Source organism: Streptomyces sp. NBC_00210 (genome assembly GCF_045160975.1).
GTDB lineage: Bacteria > Actinomycetota > Actinomycetes > Streptomycetales > Streptomycetaceae > Streptomyces.
The window spans coordinates 461,670-484,687 of sequence record NZ_CP108120.1 but is presented as its reverse complement, the minus strand read 5'-3'; the positions used below and the strand labels follow the sequence as shown (position 1 = coordinate 484,687).

The following is a 23,018-nucleotide window of genomic DNA, read 5'->3' as shown; positions in this document are numbered from 1 at the left end:
CCGTGTCCGGATGTTGTTGCTGTAGCCGCGTGGGGCGCCGTTGCCCCCGCGTGATTCTTGGGAGATTTCCGGGGGGAGATCCGCGCACCGGAGCTATCAGAAGGTCGTGAGCCAAGTGCCACGCACCCGATGACGGGTCCGCAACTGCGCGAAGGAGCCGGTGTGTCGAGTGAGATCACAGCTGGTGCCCCCGGGTGCCCCGGTCCGCAGTGCTCCGGCCCGTCCTCGGATGCCGGCAGCGAGGGACCGCTCCTGCCGCCACACGGGCAGGAACTGGCCCGGATCGAGGATCTGCTGGCCCACGGTGTGGAGCCGGAGGCTGCGGCAGCCCGCGCGGAGCGGCTGGCCGGCGATGCCCGGGTGGTGGAAGTGCTGCGCGCCGATGGCTTCACCGGCCCCCGCTACCGTAAGTTCGCAGGTCAGCTGATGGAGTACGGCTGGCCCATCATGATCGGCTGGAACAGTACGGGGGAGATCTTCCGGCAGACCGGGATGATTCACAGGCCGGTCCCGGATGCCGTGATCATCCGCGACTGGAACCGGGACGACCGCAGCGAGGTCGCCACCGACACTGTCCTGGCGGGTTTGGAGCTCTTCCGCACGCATGCGCTTGAGAACGGCAGATGGACTCCGGACGGCGGTGCGCGGCTGACGACGTATTACGTCGGTGCCTGTGTGCGCGCTTTCCGGCCGGTATACGTCCGCTGGAGCCGGGAGCGCATGACACGGCAGGCCATGAGGGTCGTACCTCTGGGCCCGGAGGATGCGGATCCGTTGGTCGGCATTCCCGATCAGCGTGCCGCCGATCCCTGCCACGCAGCCGCCGTCCAAGACGAGATCAACCGCATCCTCCCCCTGCTGACCGACTCGCAAGTGCGGATCGGCATCGGCTGGCGGGCCGTGGGATGCAGCCAGAGCGAGGCCGCCGCGTTGGCGGGACTGACCGAGAAGGCCCTGGAACGTCGCTTGAGCCGGGTACGCGTCAAGCTCCGCGCCACTGCAGAGCGGTGGCAGGAACCCGGCACGGGGGGAACGGGATGACTGAGCCGACAGGTGGAGCCATGGACTTCAACCGAGCTCCCAGCGTGAGTGACGACTTCGATGCCTTGCTGGCAGCCTCCAGTCTGGGAGCGCCCCGGGTCAGGGCAGTACGCGCCCACACCCCCAGAGGCGTCCGTGATCTTCTCGAGGCCCGACTCGAGAACCAGACGCCGCAGCCGGCGCCGAAGTCGCTCCGGGCGACTGACGTCCTCGGGGCCACGCGCTGCCGGGTGAGCGAACGCACCACGGCAGATCCCCGCACCGCCGTTGTGTCCATCGGGATGGCGGGGGCGATGAGGGCGGGGAAGGCGACGCTCGTCGACCGCCTCCTCTCCGGCGGACGCGCGCTCGCCGGATGCACCGACGACCTCGTGCGCGGGGTCTGTCCGCACCGGGCTTCCGATGCCTGGCCCGAGCGCCTCGAACGGTGCGGACACCTCTCTGCGGGTTCCGCGATCTCGGTCGAGGCGGGGGCCTCCGCCGTGGCCGGGTGGCTCTTTCCCCGGGCACGGCACGACCTGGTCGTCGTCCCGGCCGAGTGGAGAACAATGACGGGGATATGGCGACGGGCCGCCTGCATCGCACCTCTGGAGCTTTCTCATCTCGCTCCGGAGGTGGTCCTGTGGGACATCCCCGGGGTGGGGGAGAGCCTGGGGGAGTTCGAAGCCTGGACGTCTCTCACGACCGTTCCGCCGACGAGCCTCAGCGGCTGCAGCCCGCGGCCGGGATTGATCGAGCGGACCGTGCAGCAGTCTGCCCGATGGCACCCACTGCCCTTTGCCGACCTGTACGGCCGTCTCGACCCGTGGCTCAAGCCGCCGTGTGGGCGGCGACAGCCGTGCCGCTGGTGCGCCCGCGCACAGGCGCCAGGGCTTGGCCTTGGCGACCTGGGTCTCCCGCCGTACCTCGATCTCCCGCTTTTCCATGCCCACCGGGATTTCGGCCGACCGGTTCCGGTGCAGACGGGGTTGTGCCTTGCCTGGCGCATTCCCATGCCGCCGCAGACCACCGTGCTCGGACCGGACGTGCTGCCGGGGGCCGACCGGCCACGACGCACGCTTCTTGTGGTCGCGCAGGGGACGCATCCGCTCCGGCACCTGCTCCCAGGACGCGACCTGGCACATCCACGGCCGGAGCCCGCTCCCGCCACGGGCAGGGACGTCGGGCTGCCCGTGGATGAACAACGGGCACCACTGGCCTGCACCGTGGAGACCGAGCGGGGGGTGACGACCGTCCGGGCGACCACCCAACTGCAGCTCCTCGTGGACGGCCCGCCGTGCCCCCAGTTGGTTCCCACCACCTTCACGTATCGCTCGGACGACCCGTACGCGGTGCGCGTCGTTTTCGGAGAGCGCCCTGGTGCTCAGGTCGAGTGGGTCTTCGCCAGAGAACTTCTCATCGAAGGCCTGCGCCGTTCCTCCGGTACGGGAGACGTCAGGGTCCACAGGGAAGCGGCCGCCCCCGGGCAGGCGGGGCCCGCCCGCGTGCACATCAGCCTCAACTCGCCCGAGGGGAAAGCCTTGTTGGCCATGCTCTCCAGCGACCTGGAGACGTTCGTTGCGAAGACGCGTGCTGTGGTCGTGTACGGATCCGAGCACCGGCACATGCGCGTTCCGTGGGAGACCCTGACCGAAGAACTGTGGCGGCACCCCAACCATCACCGGTAGACCGCTCGGGTCTGACCGTGCCTGGACCTTCCGGATCCGGTCACGGTTCGTGAAGCGGTCGCTCACGGTGGTCCCCAGTGCTCCAACAACCGCCGGGACAGCTGGTTGGCTTCCACATCGGTCACGGCCGCGTCCACGAGGGGCGCCCGGTGCCCGGCTGTCAGTGGCCGGGACGTTCCCGCGGCGAGCGACAGAACCGAAAGGTTTTGCTGCGCCGGACCCCGACGTGATGGGTGGAGCCTTCGCAGTACCGAAGGGCCCTACGAGTGCGATACCGAAGCCTTACCGAAGTCTTTGCCCTCAGCCGCGGTGATGGGTTGTGAAGTCGTAGCCGACCTTGATCACATAGGGCTTCGGGGGTTCGGCCGACGGCTGGTCGCGACGCCTCTTCCGCCGAGCGGGAGAAGGACTCGACCGGTACGTGCGGCTTCAGGCCTGGCGTCATCAGAGGCATGCCGCAGTCGCCGGACAGCGATCGCGCACGCCTCTCAGCGACCGGGGCGACGAGGCCGGCCACCGACTGCGGCACTTGCGCGGACACGAGAGCCGGGCTCGTCGCAACGGTCTGGCCATAGCGACTCCCGCCGGTCGCACACGAGTTGCGCTCCGGCGGTTCAGCGCGGACACCCACGCCACCGAAGAATCACGCATCACCGTCCCCGAGCGATCCAGGACGGTGCGATCCACGAGGAGACACAGGCTTTGAATGGCGCAGATACCGCCTTCGTATTGATCAGTGCCGCGCTCGTCATGTTGATGACGCCCGGCCTCGCATTCTTCTACGGCGGCATGGTGAGGGTGAAGAGCGCCCTCAACATGCTCATGATGTCCTTTGTCCCGCTCGGCATCGTCACCGTGCTGTGGGTGCTCTACGGGTACTCGCTCGCCTTCGGTGACGACCTCGGGGGCGGACTGCTGGGCAACTTCGACCACATCGGCCTCAGGGGAATCAACGCCGAGACGCTCACCGGCGGCAAGGAAGGCATCCCGGTCTTCGTCTTCGCACTGTTCCAGCTGATGTTCGCGGTCATCACCCCGGCGTTGATGAGCGGGGCAGTGGCCGATCGCGTGAAGTTCAGTGCCTGGGCGCTCTTCATCACCCTGTGGGTGTCGCTGGTGTACTTTCCCGTCGCGCACTGGGTGTGGCAGGCCGACGGCTGGCTGTTCAAGCTCGGGGTGATCGACTTTGCGGGCGGCGCAGCGGTCCACATCAACGCGGGTGTCGGGGCTCTCGCCGTGGTGCTCGTGGTGGGCAGGCGGATCGGATTCAGGAGCGAGCAGATGCGCCCGCACAGCCTGCCCCTGGTGATGCTGGGCGCGGGTCTGCTGTGGTTCGGCTGGTTCGGATTCAACGCCGGCTCCGCCCTCGGGGCCAACGGCACGGCGGCCAACATGGCACTGAACACACAGGTCGCCGCGAGTGCCGCGATGCTCGGATGGCTGGCGTACGAGCGGATTCGCAACGGGGCGTTCACCACGGTGGGTGCCGCGTCCGGCGCGGTCGCAGGCCTGGTAGCCATCACCCCCTCCGGCGCACACGTCAACGCCTTCGGCGCGATCCTCATCGGTGTCGTGGCGGGTGTGCTGTGCTCCTGGGCGGTGAATCTGAAGTACAGGCTGGGTTACGACGACTCCCTGGATGTCGTCGGTGTCCACCTGGTAGGCGGTCTGGTCGGCACCCTGCTCGTGGGTGTCCTGGCCATCGACGGTGTGGGTGGTCTGGCGCAGCTGGGCAAGCAGGCGGTCGGTGCGTTCTCCGTGATGGCGTTCTCCTTCGTCGTTACCTGGATCCTGGCGAAGGCTGTCGAAGTGACGATCGGATTCCGGGCGATCGAGGGCGACGAGACCTCCGGTGTCGACCAGGCCTTCCACGCCGAGACCGCCTACGACTTCACCGCCGTGGGCGGTTACTCGGCCGAGGACACCACGGTTCCTGCCTCCGGCACGGAGGCGTCGATCGCTGCCGAGCCGCACAGCACGATGGTGAATGCATGAGGCTCACCACGGCGGTTGCCGATGTGTTCCCCGTGATCCCGTGTTCCCGGTGATCCGCACCGGCGAACGCGGACCCGGCGCTCTCTAAGCCGGCACAGCCCCAAGCATCCGGCCCTCGGACTCGGGTGAGCCAGGACGGTGCCCGGTACGGCCATGAAACGGCTGTACCGGGCACCACTGCGTTTCGCACGCCCGGAGCCCGGCTCGTACAGCTGACGTCCACCGTGCGAGCCGGGCTCCGGAATCCCAGGCACTTGGGAAACCTCGTCCAGGCGGAGCCCGACGCGGGCGGTGCGGGTGTCTCACACCTCGCTGTGCCACAGTGCCGCCGCCCGTGGCGCCCCGTGCCGGTTGTGAAAGGGCCCGCGGTGCGGCCCCGCCCAGGGAAGTCCCCCGCCCAGGGAAGTCCCCCGCGCACCGGCCGCGAGCCGTGGACGGACGCGCCCCACAACTGCCGGGGGCCGCCCCGGCGGTGATGCCGGGGCGGCCCTGGTGGGTTGGGAACTGGCAGGTCAGACCTGGCCGGCCCGCTCCAGTGCGGTGCAGCAGGTGTCGACGATCAGGCGGGTCACGACATACGGGTCGACGTTGGCGTTCGGGCGGCGGTCCTCGATGTAGCCCTTGCCCTCCTGCTCGACCTGCCACGGGATGCGGACCGAGGCGCCGCGGTCGGAGACGCCGTAGGTGTACTCGTCCCACGGGGCGGTTTCATGCAGGCCGGTCAGGCGGTCGTCGATGCCCGCGCCGTAGTTCTTGACGTGGTCGAGGGGCTTGGAGCCCTCGCCCAGCGACTCGCAGGCGGTGATGATCGCGTCGTAACCCTCGCGCATCGCCTTGGTGGAGAAGTTGGTGTGCGCGCCGGCGCCGTTCCAGTCGCCCTTGACCGGCTTGGGGTCGAGGGTGACGGAGACGCCGAACTCCTCGGCGGTGCGGTAGAGCAGCCAGCGGGCGACCCACAGCTGGTCGGCGACGTCGAGCGGCGACAGCGGGCCGACCTGGAACTCCCACTGGCCGGGCATGACCTCGGCGTTGATGCCGGAGATGCCCAGACCCGCGGCGAGGCAGCGGTCGAGGTGCTTCTCGACTATCTCGCGGCCGAAGATCTCCTCGGCGCCGGCACCGCAGTAGTAGCCGCCCTGCGGGGCCGGGAAGCCGCTCTCGGGGAAGCCCAGCGGCCGGGCGCCGTCGAAGAAGGTGTACTCCTGCTCGATGCCGAAGATGGGTGCCTGCGCCGCGAAGCGCTCGGCGACCGGGGTCAGTTCGGCGCGGGTGTTGGACACGTGCGGGGTGCCGTCGGTGTTGACGACCTCGCAGAGCACCAGCACGTTGTCGCCGCCGCGGATCGGGTCCGGGCAGGAGAACACCGGCTCGAGCACGCGGTCCGAGGCGTGGCCCTCGGCCTGGTTGGTGCTGGATCCGTCGAAGCCCCAGATCGACGGCTCGTCTCCGTGGGCGAGGATCTTCGTCTTGGAGCGGAGTTTGGCGGTCGGCGAGGTGCCGTCGGTCCAGATGTACTCAGCGCGGTAACTCATGGCTTCTTTTCTTTCCTGGATTTCCGGGGCAGGAAGGCCCTGTCCCGTTGTGGGTGGGTGACAGCCGGCTCGGATCCGCCGGGGCATTTCAGCCCGGCGGATTCCGGCAGCGCGGCGGGTCGGTGGTTCGGTGGGTGCGGATTCGTCCGGGAATCCGTGGAGGTCAGGCGGTCTGCTTCCTGGCCCGGGGAGATGGCGCGACGGGATCGGCCGCCCGCCGCAAAGCCTCGATGACCGTGGTGTGGCGGCCGTTCTCCGCGTCGGTGAGCGGGGTCCCGCCCCACCGGTCGGTGGCTGCCAGGTCGGCGCCCTGCTCCAACAGATAGGTGACGACGTCGAGATGCCCCTCGGAAGCTGCCAGGTGCAGGGCTGTACGGCCGTCGTAATCACTGGAGGAGGCCGCGACTCCCGACGCCAGACAGGCACGTACTCCGTCGGCGTCGCCCTTGCTCGCCGACCACAGGAGCTGGATCGTTCCCTCGATCGCCGTCTGGTTCTTCTGCAGCCGCGGATCGCGCTTGCCCTGCCGGTCGTCTCCTACGAGGGAGTCGTACACGTGGAAGTTGTACTTGGCGACCAGTTGCTTGCAGAACTCGATGCCCCGTACGGAGTTTCCCAGTGCGTCGAGGCGGGGCGACCAGATGGCGATCCCCATGACCTGCGGGACGACGAGCATGAGGGCCCCGGACACCCCGCTCTTGGCCGGCAGGCCGATGGTGAAGGCGAACTCACCGGAGTAGTCGTACATGCCGCAGGACGACATGAGGGAGAGGCACTTCTGTACGGTGCCGGTCGAGAAGACCCGGTCGCCGGAGAGGGGCACGACGCCGCCGTTGGCGAGGGTGGAGGCCACGGAAGCCAGGGCACCGGCGTTGAGTTCGACGGAACAGCACTGGAAGTAGAACTCCAGGGTCTCGATCAGGTTGATGCCGGCCGGGAAGGCACCGTGCTCGCGCATGAAGTAGCCGAGGGCGAAGTTGCGGTCGGCCGTCTGCCGCTCGGAGAGGTAGACGGCGTTGTTGAATCCGACGGGGCTGCCGCCCGACAGCCGCCGCCAGGTGTCCGCTACGTAGTCGAAGCGGTCGGCGATGTCGAGTGACGCCTCGATGAGCGAACAACTCATGATGGCACCGGAGTTGATCATCGGGTTGTGGGGGAGACCGTTCCCGTTGACCGACAGTTCGTTGAATCCGAGTCCGCTCGGCTCCCGTCCCACGTGCCGGTGGACCACCTCGGCACCGTGCCCCTCCAGCGTGAGGCAGTAGTTGATCGGTTTGCACACCGACTGCACGCAAAAGCTCTCGCCGAAGTCGCCTATCGTGAACCGCTGGCCGTCCACTGTGCAGATCGCGATGGCGAACTGGTCGGGCGGCACCCGCTTCAGCTGGGGAATGTAGTCGGCCACATGGCCGCGCTTGTCTGGCAGCAGACTCTCGTAGATCTCGGTGATGTCGGCCACCAGGGAGGGAAAGTCCGGGATGACGAGCTCACCGGTGATGGCACGGGCCAGCAGTCGTCGGTTCCGCTGGCACAGCTTTGTGAACCGCGCGAGGTCCAGCCGTTGGCCGTCGCCGTCCGACTCTTCCAGCGAGGCCCAGATGTCCCTGATGCGCGGGTCTTCGGGAGTGATGCCCGCCTGTCGGAGTCGCTCCATGATCTCGACGCGCGAGATGCACCCCTTGGCATCCTTCTTGAAGGAGTCGAACAGCTCCCGCACTCCGCCGAGGTCGTCGTCCGAGCTCTTCCCCGCCCGTACGGTGTCGGTATCAGCGGTGATGCCGGCGCTCCTCACTTTGGCGTCGCTCCCCGTTCTCCCCATGGCGGTACCTGCTTTCGTTCGCATTTGCTGCTTGCTCCCCCTGGAATGGCCCCGAGCGGCTGGACCGTGGCGGCAGTGGGGCGATGCGCACGAATGCGCAGGCATTCCCTGAACCGCAGCCTGGGGCGGCGCTGTTGCCGGCAGCGAGGGGTTGCCCTCCAGCTGTCCGGGGAAGCGCTGTTGATGGATCTCACTTCACCAACGTCGGCAAGGTCCGTGCAAGCCAGGAACCACCGTCCGGCCAAACCCTTGGGTGTCCCGGTCGACACCTCGGTCAACGTCCTCGGTGGACACCCCGGTCCCCTTTCGGTTCATCCGGGGTCGACGACACGCTGTAACTCGGCACCCCTCTGCTCTTGAACTTTCCTGCAAATATGCTGAGCGCAGCCTTGCTCGTCACCACGGAGCGTCATCCTCGGCGCAAAAACCCGGTACGGTGACGGCACGGTCGCCTCCCTGACCACAGCGGAGGGCTGTGGGTTGGGGAAGCATGACAACGGGGCAACGACCGTGCTGATTGGACGACAACGAGAACTCGCCACACTTGGTGAGCTGACCAGACCTGCCGCACCCGCAACGGCGGTGATCGTGCGCGGGGGGAGCGGCGTGGGCAAGAGCGCCCTGCTCCGCCGGGTGCTGCACCGAGCGAAAGCCGACGGGCATCTCGTCCTCAGTGCGACGGCCGACTCTCTGGACACACCGACCGATTTCGGTGTTGTCCACCAGCTGTTGGAGCACGTAGCCGAAGAGAAGCTGGACGAGACCGTGCAGGCGGCCGTCGCCGACTTCCAGGCTCCGTACCGGGCCGCGGCTGCTCTCACCCGCGACGACCGCCGGGTCGTGCTGGGAATCGACGACCTCCAATGGGCCGACACGGCCTCGGTCACGTGGCTGGGCAGGCTGCTTCGCCGACTGGACGGACTGCCGATCACCGTGGTCGCCACCATGGGTCCGGCGCTCCCGTCCGGCGACGAGCACTGCATCGGCACGCTGCTGCCGCTGTTCCGGCACCGCATCTGGCTCACCCCGCTGGGCGACGCAGAAGTCGGCGAACTCACCGAGGGGGTGCTCGGGACTGAGCCCGAACCGGACTTCGTCACCGCCTGCCGCACGGCCACCGGCGGCATCCCCGCCCTGCTGCATGCCCTGCTCCGGTCCATACGCACCCATGGAGCGGCGCCGGACGCCGATACCGGCGCCGATCTCGCCCGCTACGTACCCGCCGAGGTGGGCCGTACCGTTCAGGCCACGCTGCGGGCCTGCGGACCCGATGCGGTCGCCACCGCCGAGGCGGCCGCCGTGCTGGCCGGTCCACGGCCGCCGGCCGCCGATCTGATCGCCTGCGCCGCCGAACTGCCTCAGCTCGCTGTCGAGGACAGCCTGCACACGCTCACGGCCACCGGAGTGATGATCCGCGCAGCGGAGGGCGTCGCCTTCAGTTGTCCGGTCCTGTCCGTGGCCGTCGCCAATGAAGTACTGCCCAGCCGCCGTCAGGAACTCCACGCCCGCGCGGCGCAGTTCCTGATCGACCAGGGGGCCGCCTGGGACACAGTCGTCCCTCATCTGCTGAACGCTCCGCTTGGCCGGCAGTGGGCGGTCGACGCCCTGCTCCACGCCGCCGACGAAGCGATGGCCCGCGGGGACCGCGCGGCCGCACTCGACTGTCTGCGACGCGCACTGCGCGAACCCCTCCCCGACCCGGTTCGGGCCCAGGCGCTCGCCTTGCTCGGTGAGGCCGAACTCGCCCGCTGCGTGCCCAGTGCGGTGCACAGCCTCCGCCGAAGTCTGGATCTCGCCGGCGCGCCCGGCGAACAGGCAGCGGCGGCACGCTCGCTGTCCGCTGCCCTGTTCACCCTGGACCGCTACCGCGAAGGGCTCGACGTGCTGGAGCACATCGCCGAGCGGATCCGCCCGGCCAGCCCGGTGGACGCCCTGCGCCTGGAGATCGACCTGGTCTACGCCCAGCTCAGCCGCGCCTCCACGGCCGCCGCGGCGATGCCCCGGCTGATGGCGATGGACCTGGCCGAGGCCGGGGGAACCCTCGTACAGCGGCCGCTCGCCGCATTGCTCTCGCTCCGTTCGATCATGGACGGAGGCAACCCGGCGGACGCGGTCACCTACGCCCAGGAGGCCTTGAGCGACGGGGTCTGCCCCGAGGACGACGAATCGTTCGTCTACACCGCCCCGGTGCTGGCACTGGCCGCGTCAGGCCGCTCCGATCTCGCCCTCGCCCACGTCAACGCGAGCATGGACGCGGTCCGCGTGGGAGGGTCCGCACTCAGCTCCGCGTACCTCTCCACGCTGCGCGCCGGGGTCAACTACCGCGTCGGCAACGTTGTCGGATGCGAGGCCGACGCCCGCGCCGCCGTCGAGTCGCTGAGAGGCGTCGGCGCCGGACCGACCACCAGTCACGGCGTGGCCATGTGGACGGACGCACTGGTCAAACAGGGCCGTACCGAGGAGGCCGAGCAACTGCTCGCCGACCACGGGCTGACCGGCCGGCTCAACCGCCACTGGGCCAATGACTTCACCGCGCTGGTCCGCGGCCGGCTGAGGATGGCACAGGGCCGGGCCCGGGAGGGCCTCGCCGACTTCCTCCACGCCGGAGCCTGTGCCCGGGCCCGCCGGATGGCCGGACCGGGCGTGCTGCCCTGGCGTTCCGAGGCCGCGCTGGCCCACGCTTCCCTCGGTGAGCACGAACAGGCGAGTGCACTCGTCGAGGAAGAGCTCACTCTCGCCCAGGCGTGGGGGATACCGGAGTTCACCGGGGTGGCGCTCCGCGCTCGTGGAGTCATCACCGGGGGCTCCCCGGGCGCGGAAATGCTTCGTGAGTCCATCCGGCTGCTGGAACCCTCCACCGCGCGCTTCTCGTACGCGCAGGCGCTCGCCGACTACGGGGCGCTGGTACGACGGAACGGGCTGCCTTCGGCGGCGCGGAACTGGCTGCTGCAGGCGGTGAGCGTCGCCGAGCAGTGCGGGGCGACCGCTGTGGTCGGCTTCGCCCAGGAGGAATTGCGGGCCGGCGGTTACCGGGCGGAGTCCCGCGCCTCACACGGGCTGGAGGCACTGACCCGCTCGGAGCGCCGGGTCGCGGAGCTCGCTGCCGAGGGCCTGACGAACAAGGAGATCGCGGCGCGGCTCTTCGTCGGTCTGCGGACCGTCGAGGTCCATCTCAGCAAGGCGTACCACAAGCTCGGTATCAGCGGCCGGGCCGGACTGGCGGAGGCTCTTGCGGTGTAGGGCCTGTCTTCCGGATCTTGCCGGCGCGCGAACGACAGGCCGGGACCGGAAAGGGCAACAGGATGCCGGGCGGTGGGGGGAGTCACTGCCCGGCATCCGGTCTGTGTGGCGGCCCGTTTCTCCGGATCGCCGCTGTGTGGTGTTGGCGGGGACTCAGTCCTCGTTGGCCGCGGTGGGCAGCTTGGACTGGATGAGGTTCATGACGGAGGAGTCGGTGAGGGTGGTGACGTCGCCCAGTTGGCGGTTCTCGGCGACATCGCGCAGCAGCCGGCGCATGATTTTGCCGGAGCGGGTCTTGGGCAACTCGGCCACCGCGAGTATGCGCTTGGGTTTGGCGATGGGGCCGAGGGTCTTGGCGACATGCGCCCGCAGCTCTTCCACCAGGCCTTCGTCTTCCGTGGCGGTGCCGCGCAGGATCACGAAGGCGACGATGGCCTGGGTGGTGGTGGTGTCGGCCGCGCCGACGACTGCCGCCTCGGCGACCTTCGGGTGGGAGACGAGTGCGGATTCCACTTCGGTGGTGGAGATGTTGTGGCCGGAGACGAGCATGACGTCGTCGACGCGGCCGAGCAGCCAGATGTCGCCGTCGTCGTCCTTCTTCGCGCCGTCGCCCGCGAAGTACTTCCCCTCGAAGCGCGACCAGTACGTCTCGATGAAGCGCTGGTCGTTGCCCCAGATGGTGCGGAGCATGGACGGCCACGGCTCGGTGAGTACGAGGTACCCGCCGTGCCCGTTCGGGACCTCGTTCGCGTCGTCGTCGACGACGGTGGCGGAGATGCCGGGCAGGGCGCGTTGGGCGGAGCCGGGCTTGGTCTCGGTGACGCCGGGCAGTGGGCTGATCATCATCGCGCCGGTCTCGGTCTGCCACCAGGTGTCGACGATCGGGGTCTTGCCCGCGCCGATGTGCTCGCGGTACCAGATCCATGCCTCGGGGTTGATCGGCTCGCCGACCGACCCGAGCACCCGCAGTGAGGACAGGTCGAACTTCGCGGGGATGTCGTCGCCCCACTTCATGAAGGTGCGGATCGCGGTCGGCGCGGTGTAGAGGATGGTGACGCCGTACTTCTGGACGATTTCCCAGAAGCGGCCCTGGTGCGGGGTGTCGGGGGTGCCTTCGTAGATCACCTGGGTGGCGCCGTTGGCCAGTGGGCCGTAGACGATGTAGGAGTGGCCGGTCACCCAGCCGATGTCGGCGGTGCACCAGTAGACGTCGGTGTCCGGTTTGAGGTCGAAGACGGCGTGGTGGGTGTAGGCCGCCTGGGTGAGGTAGCCGCCGGAGGTGTGCAGGATGCCCTTCGGCTTCCCGGTGGTGCCGGAGGTGTAGAGGATGAACAGCGGGTGCTCGGCGTCGAAGGCCTGCGGGGTGTGTTCGGCGGGCTGGCGGGCGGTGATTTCGTGCCACCACACGTCGCGGCCCTCGGTGAAGGCGACGTCCTGGCCGGTACGGCGTACGACGAGGACGTGTTCGACCCGGTCGACGCGCTCGATCGCGTCGTCGACGGCGGGCTTGAGGGCGGTGGCCTTGCCGCGTCGGTAGCCGCCGTCGGCGGTGATGACGACCTTGGCGTCGGCGTCCTCGATGCGGGTGGCGAGTGCTTCGGCGGAGAAGCCGCCGAAGACGACCGAGTGCGCGGCGCCGATCCGGGCGCAGGCCAGCATGGCGACGACGGCCTCGGGGATCATCGGCATGTAGACGGCGACCCGGTCGCCTGCCTGGACTCCGAGCTCGGTCAGGGCGTTCGCGGCGCGCGAGACCTCGTCCTTGAGTTCGGTGTAGGTGAGGGCGCGGCTGTCGCCGGGTTCTCCCTCGAAGTGGATGGCGATGCGGTCGCCGTTGCCTGCCTCGACATGGCGGTCCACGCAGTTGTAGGCGATGTTCAGCGTGCCGTCGGCGAACCACTTCGCGAACGGCGGGTTGGTCCAGTCAAGGGTCTCGGTCGGTTCGGTGGCCCAGGTCAGCCGCCTCGCCTGCTCGGCCCAGAAGCCAAGCCTGTCCGCCTCGGCCTGCTCGTACGCCTCCGCCGTCACGTTGGCGTGCGCGGCCAGCTCCGCCGGCGGTGCGAACCGCCGTTCTTCCTTGAGCAGGTTGGCCAGGCTTTCGTTACTCAATTTCTTGTTCCTCATGGTCTGTTGCGGAAGATGAAACGATGGAGGGCATCGGCAAGGACGCAGAAAGGGCGGTGGGCGGGCTCAGTTCGCGCCAATGCCCGTCAGGGAGCGGATCTCCAGCTCCGCGTGCTTTTCTGCGCCGTGCTCCTCGGGCCGGGACAGCACCGTGCCGAGCCACCCGAGCAGGAAGCCGAGCGGAATGGAGATCAGTCCCGGGTTCTCCAGCGGGAAGATATGGAAGTCCGCGCTCGGGATCATGGACGTCGGCTTGCCCGAGACCACCGGGGAGAAGATCACCAGCAGCAGGGAGGAAGCTAGGCCGCCGTAGATGCCGGCCAGCGCGCCCGTGGTGTTGAAGCGCTTCCAGAAGAGGCTGTAGACGATGGTCGGCACATTGGCGGATGCCGCGATCGCGAAGGCCAGCGCCACCAGTGCCGCCGTGTTGAGCTTGTCCGCGAGCATGCTCAAGGCCACCGCGACAGCTCCGATCGCCACCGCCGACCAGCGGGCCACCCGCACTTCCTGCTTCTCGCCGGCCTGGCCCTTGCGGATGACATGGGCGTACAGGTCATGTGCGAAGGAGGCCGAGGATGCCAATGTCAGGCCGGCCACCACAGCGAGGATGGTCGCGAAGGCGACCGCCGAGATGACGGCGAGCAGCAGCGCTCCGGTACTGGTCCCCGAGCCGCCGCCGAGTTCCTCGGCGAGCATCAGCGCAGTGGTCGTACCGGCAGGGTTGGACGCCTTGATCGCGTCCGGGCCGATCAGCGCCGCCGCGCCGAAACCGAGCGCGATGGTCATGAGATAGAAGATGCCGATGATCGCGATGGCCCAGTTCACCGACGTTCGCGCGGCTCGTGCGGTGGGCACGGTGTAGAAGCGGACCAGGATGTGAGGCAGGCCGGCTGTGCCCAGGACGAGGGCGAGGCCGAGGCTGATGAAGTCGAGCCGGGTGAGTGAGCTGATGCCGTACTTCAGTCCCGGCTCGAGGAAGGCGTCACCCTTGCCGCTGGCGTCGGCCGCTGAGCCGAGAAGTGAGGAGAGGTTCCAGCCGAAGCGGTTCATCACCATCACGGTCAGCAGCAGCGCTCCGGCCATGAGCAGGCCGGCCTTGATGATCTGCACCCACGTGGTGCCCTTCATCCCGCCGACGGTGACGTAGAGGATCATCAGTGCGCCGACGCCGAGAATGATCCACTTCTTGGCGCCGTCGCCGGACACTCCGAGCAGCAGTGCGACCAGCGAGCCCGCGCCGACCATCTGGGCGAGCAGGTACACGATGGAGACCACGATGGTGGAGACACCGGCGGCGGTACGGACCGGACGCTGCCGCAGTCGGAACGCGAGGATGTCCGCCATGGTGAACCGGCCGCTGTTGCGCAGCGGTTCGGCAACGAGCAGCAGGGCCACGAGCCAGGCGACCAGGAATCCGACCGAGTAGAGGAAGCCGTCGTAGCCGAAGAGGGCGATGGATCCGGTGATGCCGAGGAAGGAGGCCGCGGACATGTAGTCGCCGGAGATGGCAAGACCGTTCTGGAAGCCGCTGAACGACCGTCCTCCGGCGTAGAAGTCGGTGGCGTTCCTGTTGTTTCTGCCGACCCAGACGGTGATGCCCAGGGTGACGGCGACGAAGAGCAGGAACAACGCGATGATCATCGTGCGGTTCTGCGAGGTGCTGGACGCGGCGAGCGTGCCGGTACCGAGGAGTGCAGTGCCGTTCACACCTCACCTCGCGCGGGGGCGAGGGGGTCGATGTCCGGCTGGACGGCGAACCGCAGGGAATCGGCGATCGGGTCGAGCCGGGCCTTCGCGTAACGGGTGTAGAGCCAGGCGATGAGGAAGGTGGAGGCGAACTGCGCCAGGCCCAGCAGCAGGGCGACGTTCACATCCCCCACCACCTTGGTTGCCACCAGGTGCGGTGCATAGGTGCACAGGACGACGTAGGACACATAGAAGAGCAGAAACGCTCCGGTCATCGGAAAGCTGAAACGCCGGAAACGGCTGCGAAGTTCGGCGAAGCTCTCGGTTTCGCGTATGTCCGCGTACTGCGGTTTCTCGAGCGGTTCGGTCGGGCTGGACATGGATCTCCGTACGTGCTGGTGAGCTTGGGGAACGGTGGGGGGTGCCGGCGAGCGCGGGGTGACGAAAGCCCTCCACGGCCGGTGCCGGAAGCTTGTGACGTCGGCGTGCACCGAAGGTCGGTCCGATCTCATCAGCGGACGACGGGATACGGCCAGCGTTACGCACCGTAAGGTCTAGATCTTTCGGCGAGGGTGTGGATTCTTTCGGTAGGTCCCCTCGTGCTTCGGTGCAAGAATCTGTCTGCGGCATCCGAGCGACGGAGAGCCGTGAAGGGGGACACGCGATACCCATGCCGTACGCAGCACAATCGGCCGCCATATCCGGGCGGGGGAGCGGGGGGACCAGGCCGGTTGCACCTCCCGGCCCGCCCGGAACGATCCCCGATTCGATCGGCCGGGAAGCCGATCTCGCGGAACTGCGGACCCTGCTCGGGATCGGCGCCGGGCCCGCGGTCACGGACGGTGACCATCTGTTCGTCCTTGTACGGGGCGGCTACGGCAGCGGGAAGAGCGCCCTCCTGCGCGCCCTGCTCGATGAGGCGCGGGCCGACGACAGGGCTGTGCTCGACGCCTGGGCCGATCCCGACGAGAGCCGCACCGACCACGCCGTGCTGCGGCAGTTGCTCGAATCGGCCCCGGCCATCCCCTCCGCGCGGCCCTCCGGCGAACCGCCCGAGGACGGCGCGTATCACCGGAGCCTGGACGCCGTGGTCGCCCGGCTTGCCGCGGGCGGGCGCCGACCCCTGCTCTGCGTGGACGACCTCCAGTGGGCGGACGCGGCCTCGCTCCGCCTGCTCCGACGGCTGATGCGCCGCGCCGACGGCTCTCCGCCCGCCGTCATCGCCTCGCTGGGCCCCGGCGAGTCACCGAACGAGGACGCGCTCGGCGCCGTCCTGCCGCTCTTCCGCGACCAGATCAACCTCTCCCCGCTCGCCCCGCAGGCCATGGAAGCACTGCTCGACCGGACCCTCGGACACGACGCCGGCCAGACGTTCCTCGAGGCATGCCAACAGGCCACGGGCGGCAACCACTTCCTGCTCCGTTCCGTCCTCGGCATCCTGGCCGCCGCACCCCCGGAACCGAAGCCCGGGACTGCCACCGGTGAGCGGACCGTTTCCGTCGCCCTCGGCGCGCTGCTGCCTGAACTGGCCCCCGCCGTCCGCTCGTTGCTCCGCGGCACCGTAGCCCACGGTGAAGCCCTGGTCGGCGCGGTGGCGGTCTTCGGGTCTCCCCAGTCGGTGGAACTGATCGCCGAAGTCACCGCAGTGCCGCAGCCCGCCGCCGAGGACGCCGTGCACACCCTCGTACGTGCCGGGCTCCTGCACCAGAGCGAGCAGGGCGTGGGCATCGCCGCCTCGCTGCTCTCGGACGCCGCTGAACAGTTCGTACCACCCAGCCGACGCCAGGAACTCCACGCCGGCGCCGCCCGTTTCCTGCTCGGCCGCGTCGCCGCGCCCGAGCAGGTCGCCCACCATCTGCTGCACTGCGCCCCCGGACAGCCGTCGGCGCCCGAGGTACTACGCCGGGCGGCGGTCGAGGCGAGCGATGCCGGTGCCCACGACCGAGCCGCCCGCTATCTGCGACGCGCCCTGCGCGAGCCACTGGCGGAGGAGGAGCGGGCGACGGTTCTCAGCCTGCTGGGCGAGGCGGAGCTCGAGTCCAGCGTCCCGACCGCCATAGACGAGCTGCGCCGCAGCCTCCAGCTCAGCAAGGGGCCCGGCGAGCAGACCTCAGCCGCCCGCCGGCTGGCCGGCGCACTGTTCGCCGTCGACCGATTTCTCGACGCCCTGGACGTACTGGAACGCACCAGCGCCGCCATACGCCCGGTCGACCCGGCGTACGCGCTGCGCCTCGAGATCGACTTCCTCTTCATCAGCCTGGTCGAGCTGGCCTCCGCCGCACGTGCCTATCCGCGGCTGATGGACCTGGCCATGACGGACGCGTCCGGAACCGCCGTCGAACGTCCCCTCGCCGCGCTGCTCAGCCTGCGTGGAGCGATGGTGGGGGAGGAGGCGGAGGAAGTGCTCCGGCTGGCCCGCCTGGCGCTGGGCCACGGCTTGGCGCCGGCAGACGACGAGTCGGTGGTCTACCACTGCGCGATACTCGCCCTCGGTGCCGCCGGCCGCCCCGACCTCTCACACGACTACGCAGAGGCGGCCATCGACGAGGCGCGGGCCCGGGGCGCGGTCTTCCAGTACGCGCATGCCGTCGCGACGCGAGGCAACGCCAACGCGCGGCTGGGCCACACCCTGGAGTGCCAGGCCGACGCCGAAGCCGCCCTGGAAGCACTGCTGGAAGTGGGGGTGTCGCTCGGGTCCAGCCACACGGTGTTCGCCGTCGCGACCCTCGTCGAGGCGCTGACCCGGCAGGGCCGCATCGAGGAGGCACAGTCCCTGCTGGAGCGCAGCGGGCTGGACAGGCAGCTCCATCCGTACTGGATCAACGACTATCTGCTGCTCGCCCGGGGCTGGTTGCGCACTGAACAGGGCCGACTGGAGGAGGGCCTCGCCGACTTCCTGACCTGCGGCGCCCGCACCGTGGCCCGCAACATGCTCGCCCCCGGCTTCTACCCCTGGCGGTCCGAGGCGGCGCTGGTGCACGCCCGGCTGGGCCGCGCCGAGGAGGCCGTGCGTCTTGCCGAGGAGGAGGTGGCGCTCGCCCGGCGCTGGGGCGTCGCGGAGATGACGGGTGTCGCGCTGCGCGCCCTGGGAATCGTCACCGGCGGGCCAAAGGGCCTTCAGCTGCTCGACGAAGCGGTACGCACGCTGGAGACGTCACTTGCCCGCTTCCGGTACGCGCAGGCGCTGGCGGACCGCGGGGCCCTGGCCATCCGCTGCGGCAGGATCCCGGAGGGCCGTGCGGACCTGCAGGAGGCGGTCAGCGTCGCCCATGCGTGCAGTGCCGGTGTGGTCGCGGAGGGCGCGCTGCGGGAACTGCGTGCCCTCGGCGACCGGCCCCGTACCCGCACGTTCCACGGTGTGGACGCGCTCACTCCGACCGAACGCAGGGTCGCCGATCTCGCGGCGGGTGGAATGACCAACCGGGAGATCGCCCAGCATCTCTTCGTCGGCCTGCGGACCGTGGAGGTCCATCTCACCCATGTCTACGGCAAGCTGGGAATCAAGGGCCGTCAGGGACTGGCGGAGGCACTGCGCTGAAGGATCTCGTCCTTCGAGTGATGCGACAGCGGACGAGTGGTCAGCCGGTGGACGATCGCCCACGGTGCCGCCAGGACGACGGTCGCAGCGACAAATGCCGGACCACCGCCGACGGTGGTGACGGCCCAGATGATGATGGCGGTCACGGTCGTGAGAACTCCGGCCAAGACCAGGAGGAGACCGCGAACCAGCCTTCCTGCCGAACGATTGGGCATGCTGCTGGTGTTCACTCGCGGGTGCCGGGCCGGGTGCGGTGCACGATGGCGTCGTCCCAGGATTCCTCGTTGTCGAGGGGTATTTGGCACTCGCCCGAGTGCTCGTTCGCTGGAGTCGTCTCTGCGTACATGTTGCGCTGGACGGAGACGTAGAGGCTGCACAGGCTGAGCAACAGGGCGCAGGAGAGAACGACGATGACGGCGCTGTTGCCGCGTCGGTCGTCCCGCGCGGGCAACATGGGCGGCCAGGGAGCCTGTGGCGGCACCGATCCGGTCGTGGCGGCCGGTACGTCGGCGGGTACCGGAAGGGCCTGGTGCGTCACCGGCGGGTTCTCGGCGGTTGCGGGTGGTGGGGTGTGCGGCATGGTGCTCTCTTCATCGTGTGGTGGCGGGCCCCGTCGGGCCGCCCTTCGCCGCAGGGTTCTCCCTGGGCGGTGTTGGGGCGTCGCCTGGCTCGATCCCATCAGTGGGCGCTGGGCCGTGGCCAGGGTTACGCACCGTAAGGTCCAGATCTTTCGGCGAGGGGTGCGGGGTCTTTCGGTGGAGCCACTCGGCAGCAAGTGCCCTCCGGCAACGCCGCCGTAGCCCTTCCCGGGAACCCGGGGGCCGGGAGGGGTGACCTGATCAGACCCAATCCGGCGCGCCATCTGGGCCGGAACCACACACCGTCCGGTTCACAGCTGATTGAGCCATCCCACGAACAGCGCCGCTCCTGCTGCGGCCAAGAGGATGGCGAGCGGCCTGCTCCACCGGTGGGACCTCGCTCCGGTGGACGATTCCTGATCGTAGGAGCCGAGTGCGACCAGGCCACGCAGTAGCCATACGGCAGCCACGAGAATCGGCACGGTCAGCCCCGCGTGGGCCGCCCAGGCACCCGCCAGGGTAGGGCCGCCCCAGGAGTTCTGGTAATCGTGCGCGTCCAAGAGCGGGTAGAGAGCGCCATTTACGGCCGCCTGTGTACTGATCAGGATGATGAACCAGGCGACGAGCCCCAGCCCCATCCCCAGGAGCGCCGCCGGCGCGTCGGCGAAGCGCCCTCTCGATACTGTGCGCATGAGCCGGGCAGCCGACACCGGCAGCAATGTGATCCCCCGCCAGACGCACGACTGGGCGGGCCTGCCCATGGTCTTCGAAACGAACGAACGGGCGGAACGGCGATATGACTGTTGCGTGATCTCCATGCATCCACGATCACAGTCGTTGCACGCAGGATCGATCGTGCCTGTACGAACGTCGGCGGTGGGGTTTTCCCCCGCAGTGGCGACTGTCCTGCTCGGCGGCCCGTCGGCTCGTCGCCTACGGCATGGAAAGGGCTCTCGGTGCCGCCGATACAAAGGCCGCGCTCCGCCGCCGCACCGTTCGCCAACAGGCGGGCCGGCCGGCTTCGAATCCACCGACCCCGCCCGACATGGGGTGCGGCTGCTTCATTGAAACCGGCAACCAACCGCAACTGGACGTGGCGTGCACCGAGATTCCCGGCTACGGTCACCTCGACACGTTCCTGGCCCGGGGCGCCGCCCTCGACGTGTTTCGGGAACATTCTCGACTTTCTCGCCAAGCGCCGGTGACTGCTTCCGAGGCGGTCGGCGGCAGTACCCGGCCATACCCGAACCACACCCCAGGAGGACACGACCCATGTCGCTTCTCGCTGTCGACGGCGCAGCACTGACGTACGACGACGAGGGCCCCCGCGACGGTGACGGCGTGCCCCTGGTGTTCATTCACGGTTGGACGGCCGACCGGCACCGCTGGGACCACCAGATGGCGCACTTCGCGCCGAAGCGGCGGGTCATACGGCTCGACCTGCGCGGGCACGGCGAGAGCAGCGGGTCGGGCGCGCGGACGATCGAAGAGCTGGCCGTGGACGTCCTCGCCCTCCTCGACCACCTCGAGGTCGACCGGTTCGTGCTCGTCGGCCACTCCATGGGCGGGATGATCGCGCAGACCCTCGCCCTCGGCCATCCCGAGCGGATCGAGCGCCTGGTGCTGGTGAACTCGATCAGCCGGATGACCTACAGCCGTGGGCGGGGCCTGCTGATGGCGGCATCCACGCTGGCGCCGTTCAAGGTGTTCGTCGCCGCCAACATCCAGCGGGCTTTTGCCCCCGGCTACCCGCGCGAGGAGATCCGCGGGTACATCCGGGCCTCCTCGGCCACGCCGCGGGAGGTGGTCATGACGTGCTACGCCGCCATGCGGTCCTTTGACGTCCTCGACCGGGTCGGCGAGATCCGCACGCCCACCCTGTTGGTGCACGGCTACCACGACATCCAGCTGCCCGTCGCGCAGATGCTGCGGATGGCGAAGGCCTACCCCGACGCGCTGGTCCGGATCGTGGACGCCGGCCACGAACTGCCGGTGGAGAAGCCGGCGGAGCTGACCGCGGCGCTCGACTGGTTCGTGACCGAACGAGCATGAGGCGGCAGGCGGCCGAGCGGATCCCGCCGTGCCCCCGGCACCGCCAACGCGACCAGCGCCTCGCTCAACATCTCGGTCCCCGTACCTTGTTGTGCACAATACGAAGACCGTAGCGCTGCCGCGCCCGGGGCGAAGAAGGCTCTCGACGCTGCGGACTTCAAGGCGATGGCGACTCGGCGGGCGAGACGTCACCGCCTGGCGAACGCCTGCTCGTCAAAAGGCCTCAAGGCCATCACCTGCTGACTCCGAAAGCCACCCAGAAGCAGGGTGCGCCGCAGCGAACGAGCCCGTCCCTGCGGCCGCTCCCTCTTCACCCTTCACCCCGTAGCCGTTCGGGACGTCCATTCCGAGGCGTATCCGAGGCGTCTTTAGGCGTCGCCACGGCGAGCTCCAGCTGGGTCAGGTCGAGAGATGTGTCGGCCAGGTCGGCAGACGTGGGCGCTCAGCACGTACGGTGCCGACGAGTGGAGCATGGCGCTTCAACGAGGCAGGCTGTATCCATGCGGTCGCTCTTCCCCTCCGCTCCTCGACCGGGGGCGGGTGGTCATAACCGGGTGCTGTTCACACTCGCGGAGTGTGTGCCGTTCGCAATCGCACTGCTCGTGGTGGCTATCGAGTTCTCGCCTGCACACTTCCTGTATACCGGCCCCCTCCTCACAGCGACGCCGGCGTTGGCCGCGGTTGCGATGGGCCCCAAGGGCACCCTCGCGGCAGCGGCTTTCGCGCTGGCTGTAAGCGTTGCCACGGCCACCTACAACCAAGCCTGGGGCACCCTGCAGGTCTATACCAATTTCCTGGCTCTGTTCCTGGTGTCCGCGGCCAGTGTCACGACCAGTAGCGCTGTGCATACCCACAGGCAGCAGGAGCTCAACCAGGTACGCCGGATCGCCATGGCGGCACAGAGGGTGCTGCTGCGGCCTGTGCCCGACCGAGTCGGCCCGGTGCGGGCGGCCAGCAGGTATATCGCGGCGGAAACGGGGGCGCAGATCGGCGGCGATCTGTACGAGGCCGTGCAGACCCGGTACGGGGTCCGGATGATCGTCGGAGATGTCCGAGGCAAGGGGCTTCCCGCTGTGCGCTCGGCCGCAGCCGTGCTGGGCGCCTTCCGGGAGGCCGTGCACTATGAAGAAGACCTGGCGGAGGTCATCAACCACTGCGCGGCTGCGCTGCGACGGGAGCGCGCCATGCCGCGTGGGATCGATCAGGACGACGAGGAAGAGGCGGAGTCGTTCGTCACCGCGCTCGTGGCTCAGGTGCCGGACGAAGGCGTGGTGGAGTTGGTCAACCGTGGCCATCTGCCTCCGCTGGTGCTCAACGAGGGCAGGGTTCAGGCCCTGATGCCGACCTCACCACTGCCGCCGCTTGGCTTGGAAGACTTCATCACCGGTCCTCCCGCCAAGGCGGAGAGCTATCCGTTCGCACCCGGCGACCGTCTGCTGCTGTACACCGACGGCGTCATAGAAGCCCGCAATGGGGACAACGAATTCTTCGCCCTGCCCGAGGCCATGGAAGCGATGCACGACCGCACCCCGTCCGAGTTCCTGGAACAACTGCACCAGGGATTGATCCGCCACACCGAGGGCCGCCTGGCCGACGATGTGGCGATGATCGTCTTCGACAGGCTCGACGACGAAGTGGGCAGACAAGCCGGCGCAGCTGCCGCGCCCAAGTGACAGTAGTAGGACCCTGCGGCGAGCCGGCGACGCTCAGCTGTTCGCCCTCGACGGGCTTGGACCGGTCGGCTGC

At 68.9% G+C, this 23,018-nt stretch carries 15 protein-coding genes; 7 read left to right on the top strand and 8 right to left on the bottom strand.

The window, feature by feature from the left end; all coding sequences use genetic code 11:
- Positions 1–162 precede the first annotated feature (162 nt).
- The 3 genes from OG729_RS02425 to OG729_RS02415 all read left to right on the top strand — a co-directional run bounded on the left by OG729_RS02425 (position 163) and on the right by OG729_RS02415 (position 4,703).
- The gene (locus OG729_RS02425; RefSeq protein WP_360864556.1) at positions 163–1,041 is read left to right on the top strand and encodes a hypothetical protein; all 879 of its coding nucleotides are present in this window, start codon (positions 163–165) and stop codon (positions 1,039–1,041) included.
- A 230-nt stretch (positions 1,042–1,271) separates the two neighbouring features.
- A complete protein-coding gene (locus OG729_RS02420) occupies positions 1,272–2,708 on the top strand; it encodes an SsgA family sporulation/cell division regulator (protein ID WP_405803964.1) in 1,437 nt (478 codons plus the stop codon).
- 702 nt (positions 2,709–3,410) lie between these two features.
- Positions 3,411–4,703: an ammonium transporter gene (locus OG729_RS02415; RefSeq protein WP_405803962.1), complete on the top strand. Its 1,293-nt coding sequence runs from the start codon at positions 3,411–3,413 to the stop codon at positions 4,701–4,703.
- A gap of 512 nt (positions 4,704–5,215) precedes the next feature.
- Here the strand turns inward: OG729_RS02415 and glnII are convergent.
- Positions 5,216–6,235, bottom strand: a complete 1,020-nt coding sequence (gene glnII, locus OG729_RS02410; protein ID WP_360864548.1) for a glutamine synthetase — start codon at positions 6,233–6,235, stop codon at positions 5,216–5,218.
- 163 nt (positions 6,236–6,398) lie between these two features.
- Complete coding sequence (gene glsA, locus OG729_RS02405; RefSeq protein WP_405803960.1) at positions 6,399–8,054, bottom strand: glutaminase A; 1,656 nt, start codon at positions 8,052–8,054, stop codon at positions 6,399–6,401.
- A 510-nt stretch (positions 8,055–8,564) separates the two neighbouring features.
- Here glsA and OG729_RS02400 point away from each other — a divergent pair.
- Complete coding sequence (locus tag OG729_RS02400; RefSeq protein WP_405803959.1) at positions 8,565–11,294, top strand: AAA family ATPase; 2,730 nt, start codon at positions 8,565–8,567, stop codon at positions 11,292–11,294.
- A gap of 153 nt (positions 11,295–11,447) precedes the next feature.
- Here OG729_RS02400 and acs read toward each other — a convergent pair whose 3' ends face one another.
- From acs to OG729_RS02385, 3 genes are all read right to left on the bottom strand, one after another.
- A complete protein-coding gene (gene acs, locus OG729_RS02395; RefSeq protein ID WP_405803957.1) occupies positions 11,448–13,403 on the bottom strand; it encodes an acetate--CoA ligase in 1,956 nt (651 codons plus the stop codon).
- Positions 13,404–13,484: 81 nt separating this feature from the next.
- On the bottom strand, positions 13,485–15,059 hold the full coding sequence (locus OG729_RS02390) for a cation acetate symporter (RefSeq protein ID WP_405811014.1): 1,575 nt from the start codon (positions 15,057–15,059) through the stop codon (positions 13,485–13,487).
- 62 nt (positions 15,060–15,121) lie between these two features.
- The gene (locus tag OG729_RS02385; protein WP_405803956.1) at positions 15,122–15,484 is read right to left on the bottom strand and encodes a DUF485 domain-containing protein; all 363 of its coding nucleotides are present in this window, start codon (positions 15,482–15,484) and stop codon (positions 15,122–15,124) included.
- Positions 15,485–15,774: 290 nt separating this feature from the next.
- Between OG729_RS02385 and OG729_RS02380 the strand changes: the two genes are divergently transcribed.
- On the top strand, positions 15,775–18,642 hold the full coding sequence (locus tag OG729_RS02380; protein WP_405803954.1) for an AAA family ATPase: 2,868 nt from the start codon (positions 15,775–15,777) through the stop codon (positions 18,640–18,642).
- On the opposite strand, the gene OG729_RS02375 is transcribed toward OG729_RS02380, so the two are convergent.
- The 3 genes from OG729_RS02375 to OG729_RS02365 all read right to left on the bottom strand — a co-directional run bounded on the left by OG729_RS02375 (position 18,615) and on the right by OG729_RS02365 (position 20,038).
- Positions 18,615–18,788 carry a hypothetical protein gene (locus OG729_RS02375; RefSeq protein ID WP_405803952.1) on the bottom strand — a complete coding sequence of 58 codons (174 nt, stop codon included), beginning with the start codon at positions 18,786–18,788 and terminating at the stop codon, positions 18,615–18,617. The two genes, OG729_RS02380 and OG729_RS02375, sit on opposite strands and share 28 nt — an antisense overlap.
- 80 nt (positions 18,789–18,868) lie before the next feature.
- Entirely contained in the window at positions 18,869–19,222 is a 354-nt protein-coding gene (locus OG729_RS02370; protein WP_405803950.1) for a hypothetical protein, read from the bottom strand.
- 309 nt (positions 19,223–19,531) lie between these two features.
- Positions 19,532–20,038, bottom strand: coding sequence for a hypothetical protein (locus tag OG729_RS02365; protein WP_405803949.1), 507 nt, complete (start codon positions 20,036–20,038; stop codon positions 19,532–19,534).
- Positions 20,039–20,492: 454 nt separating this feature from the next.
- Between OG729_RS02365 and OG729_RS02360 the strand changes: the two genes are divergently transcribed.
- Both OG729_RS02360 and OG729_RS02355 read left to right on the top strand, forming a co-directional pair.
- Positions 20,493–21,272: an alpha/beta fold hydrolase gene (locus OG729_RS02360; protein WP_405803947.1), complete on the top strand. Its 780-nt coding sequence runs from the start codon at positions 20,493–20,495 to the stop codon at positions 21,270–21,272.
- A 500-nt stretch (positions 21,273–21,772) separates the two neighbouring features.
- Complete coding sequence (locus tag OG729_RS02355) at positions 21,773–22,945, top strand: PP2C family protein-serine/threonine phosphatase (protein ID WP_405803946.1); 1,173 nt, start codon at positions 21,773–21,775, stop codon at positions 22,943–22,945.
- The last annotated feature ends 73 nt before the right edge of the window (positions 22,946–23,018 follow it).

Coding starts and splice junctions, on each gene's coding strand:
- glnII (WP_360864548.1), bottom strand. CDS start 6,235: ATGAGTTACCGCGCTGAGTACATCTGGACCGACGGCACCTCGCCGACC.
- OG729_RS02365 (WP_405803949.1), bottom strand. CDS start 20,038: ATGGAGATCACGCAACAGTCATATCGCCGTTCCGCCCGTTCGTTCGTT.
- OG729_RS02390 (WP_405811014.1), bottom strand. CDS start 15,059: ATGATCATCGCGTTGTTCCTGCTCTTCGTCGCCGTCACCCTGGGCATC.
- OG729_RS02360 (WP_405803947.1), top strand. CDS start 20,493: ATGTCGCTTCTCGCTGTCGACGGCGCAGCACTGACGTACGACGACGAG.
- glsA (WP_405803960.1), bottom strand. CDS start 8,054: ATGGGGAGAACGGGGAGCGACGCCAAAGTGAGGAGCGCCGGCATCACC.
- OG729_RS02385 (WP_405803956.1), bottom strand. CDS start 15,484: ATGTCCAGCCCGACCGAACCGCTCGAGAAACCGCAGTACGCGGACATA.
- OG729_RS02380 (WP_405803954.1), top strand. CDS start 15,775: ATGCCGTACGCAGCACAATCGGCCGCCATATCCGGGCGGGGGAGCGGG.
- OG729_RS02355 (WP_405803946.1), top strand. CDS start 21,773: ATGCGGTCGCTCTTCCCCTCCGCTCCTCGACCGGGGGCGGGTGGTCAT.
- OG729_RS02370 (WP_405803950.1), bottom strand. CDS start 19,222: ATGCCGCACACCCCACCACCCGCAACCGCCGAGAACCCGCCGGTGACG.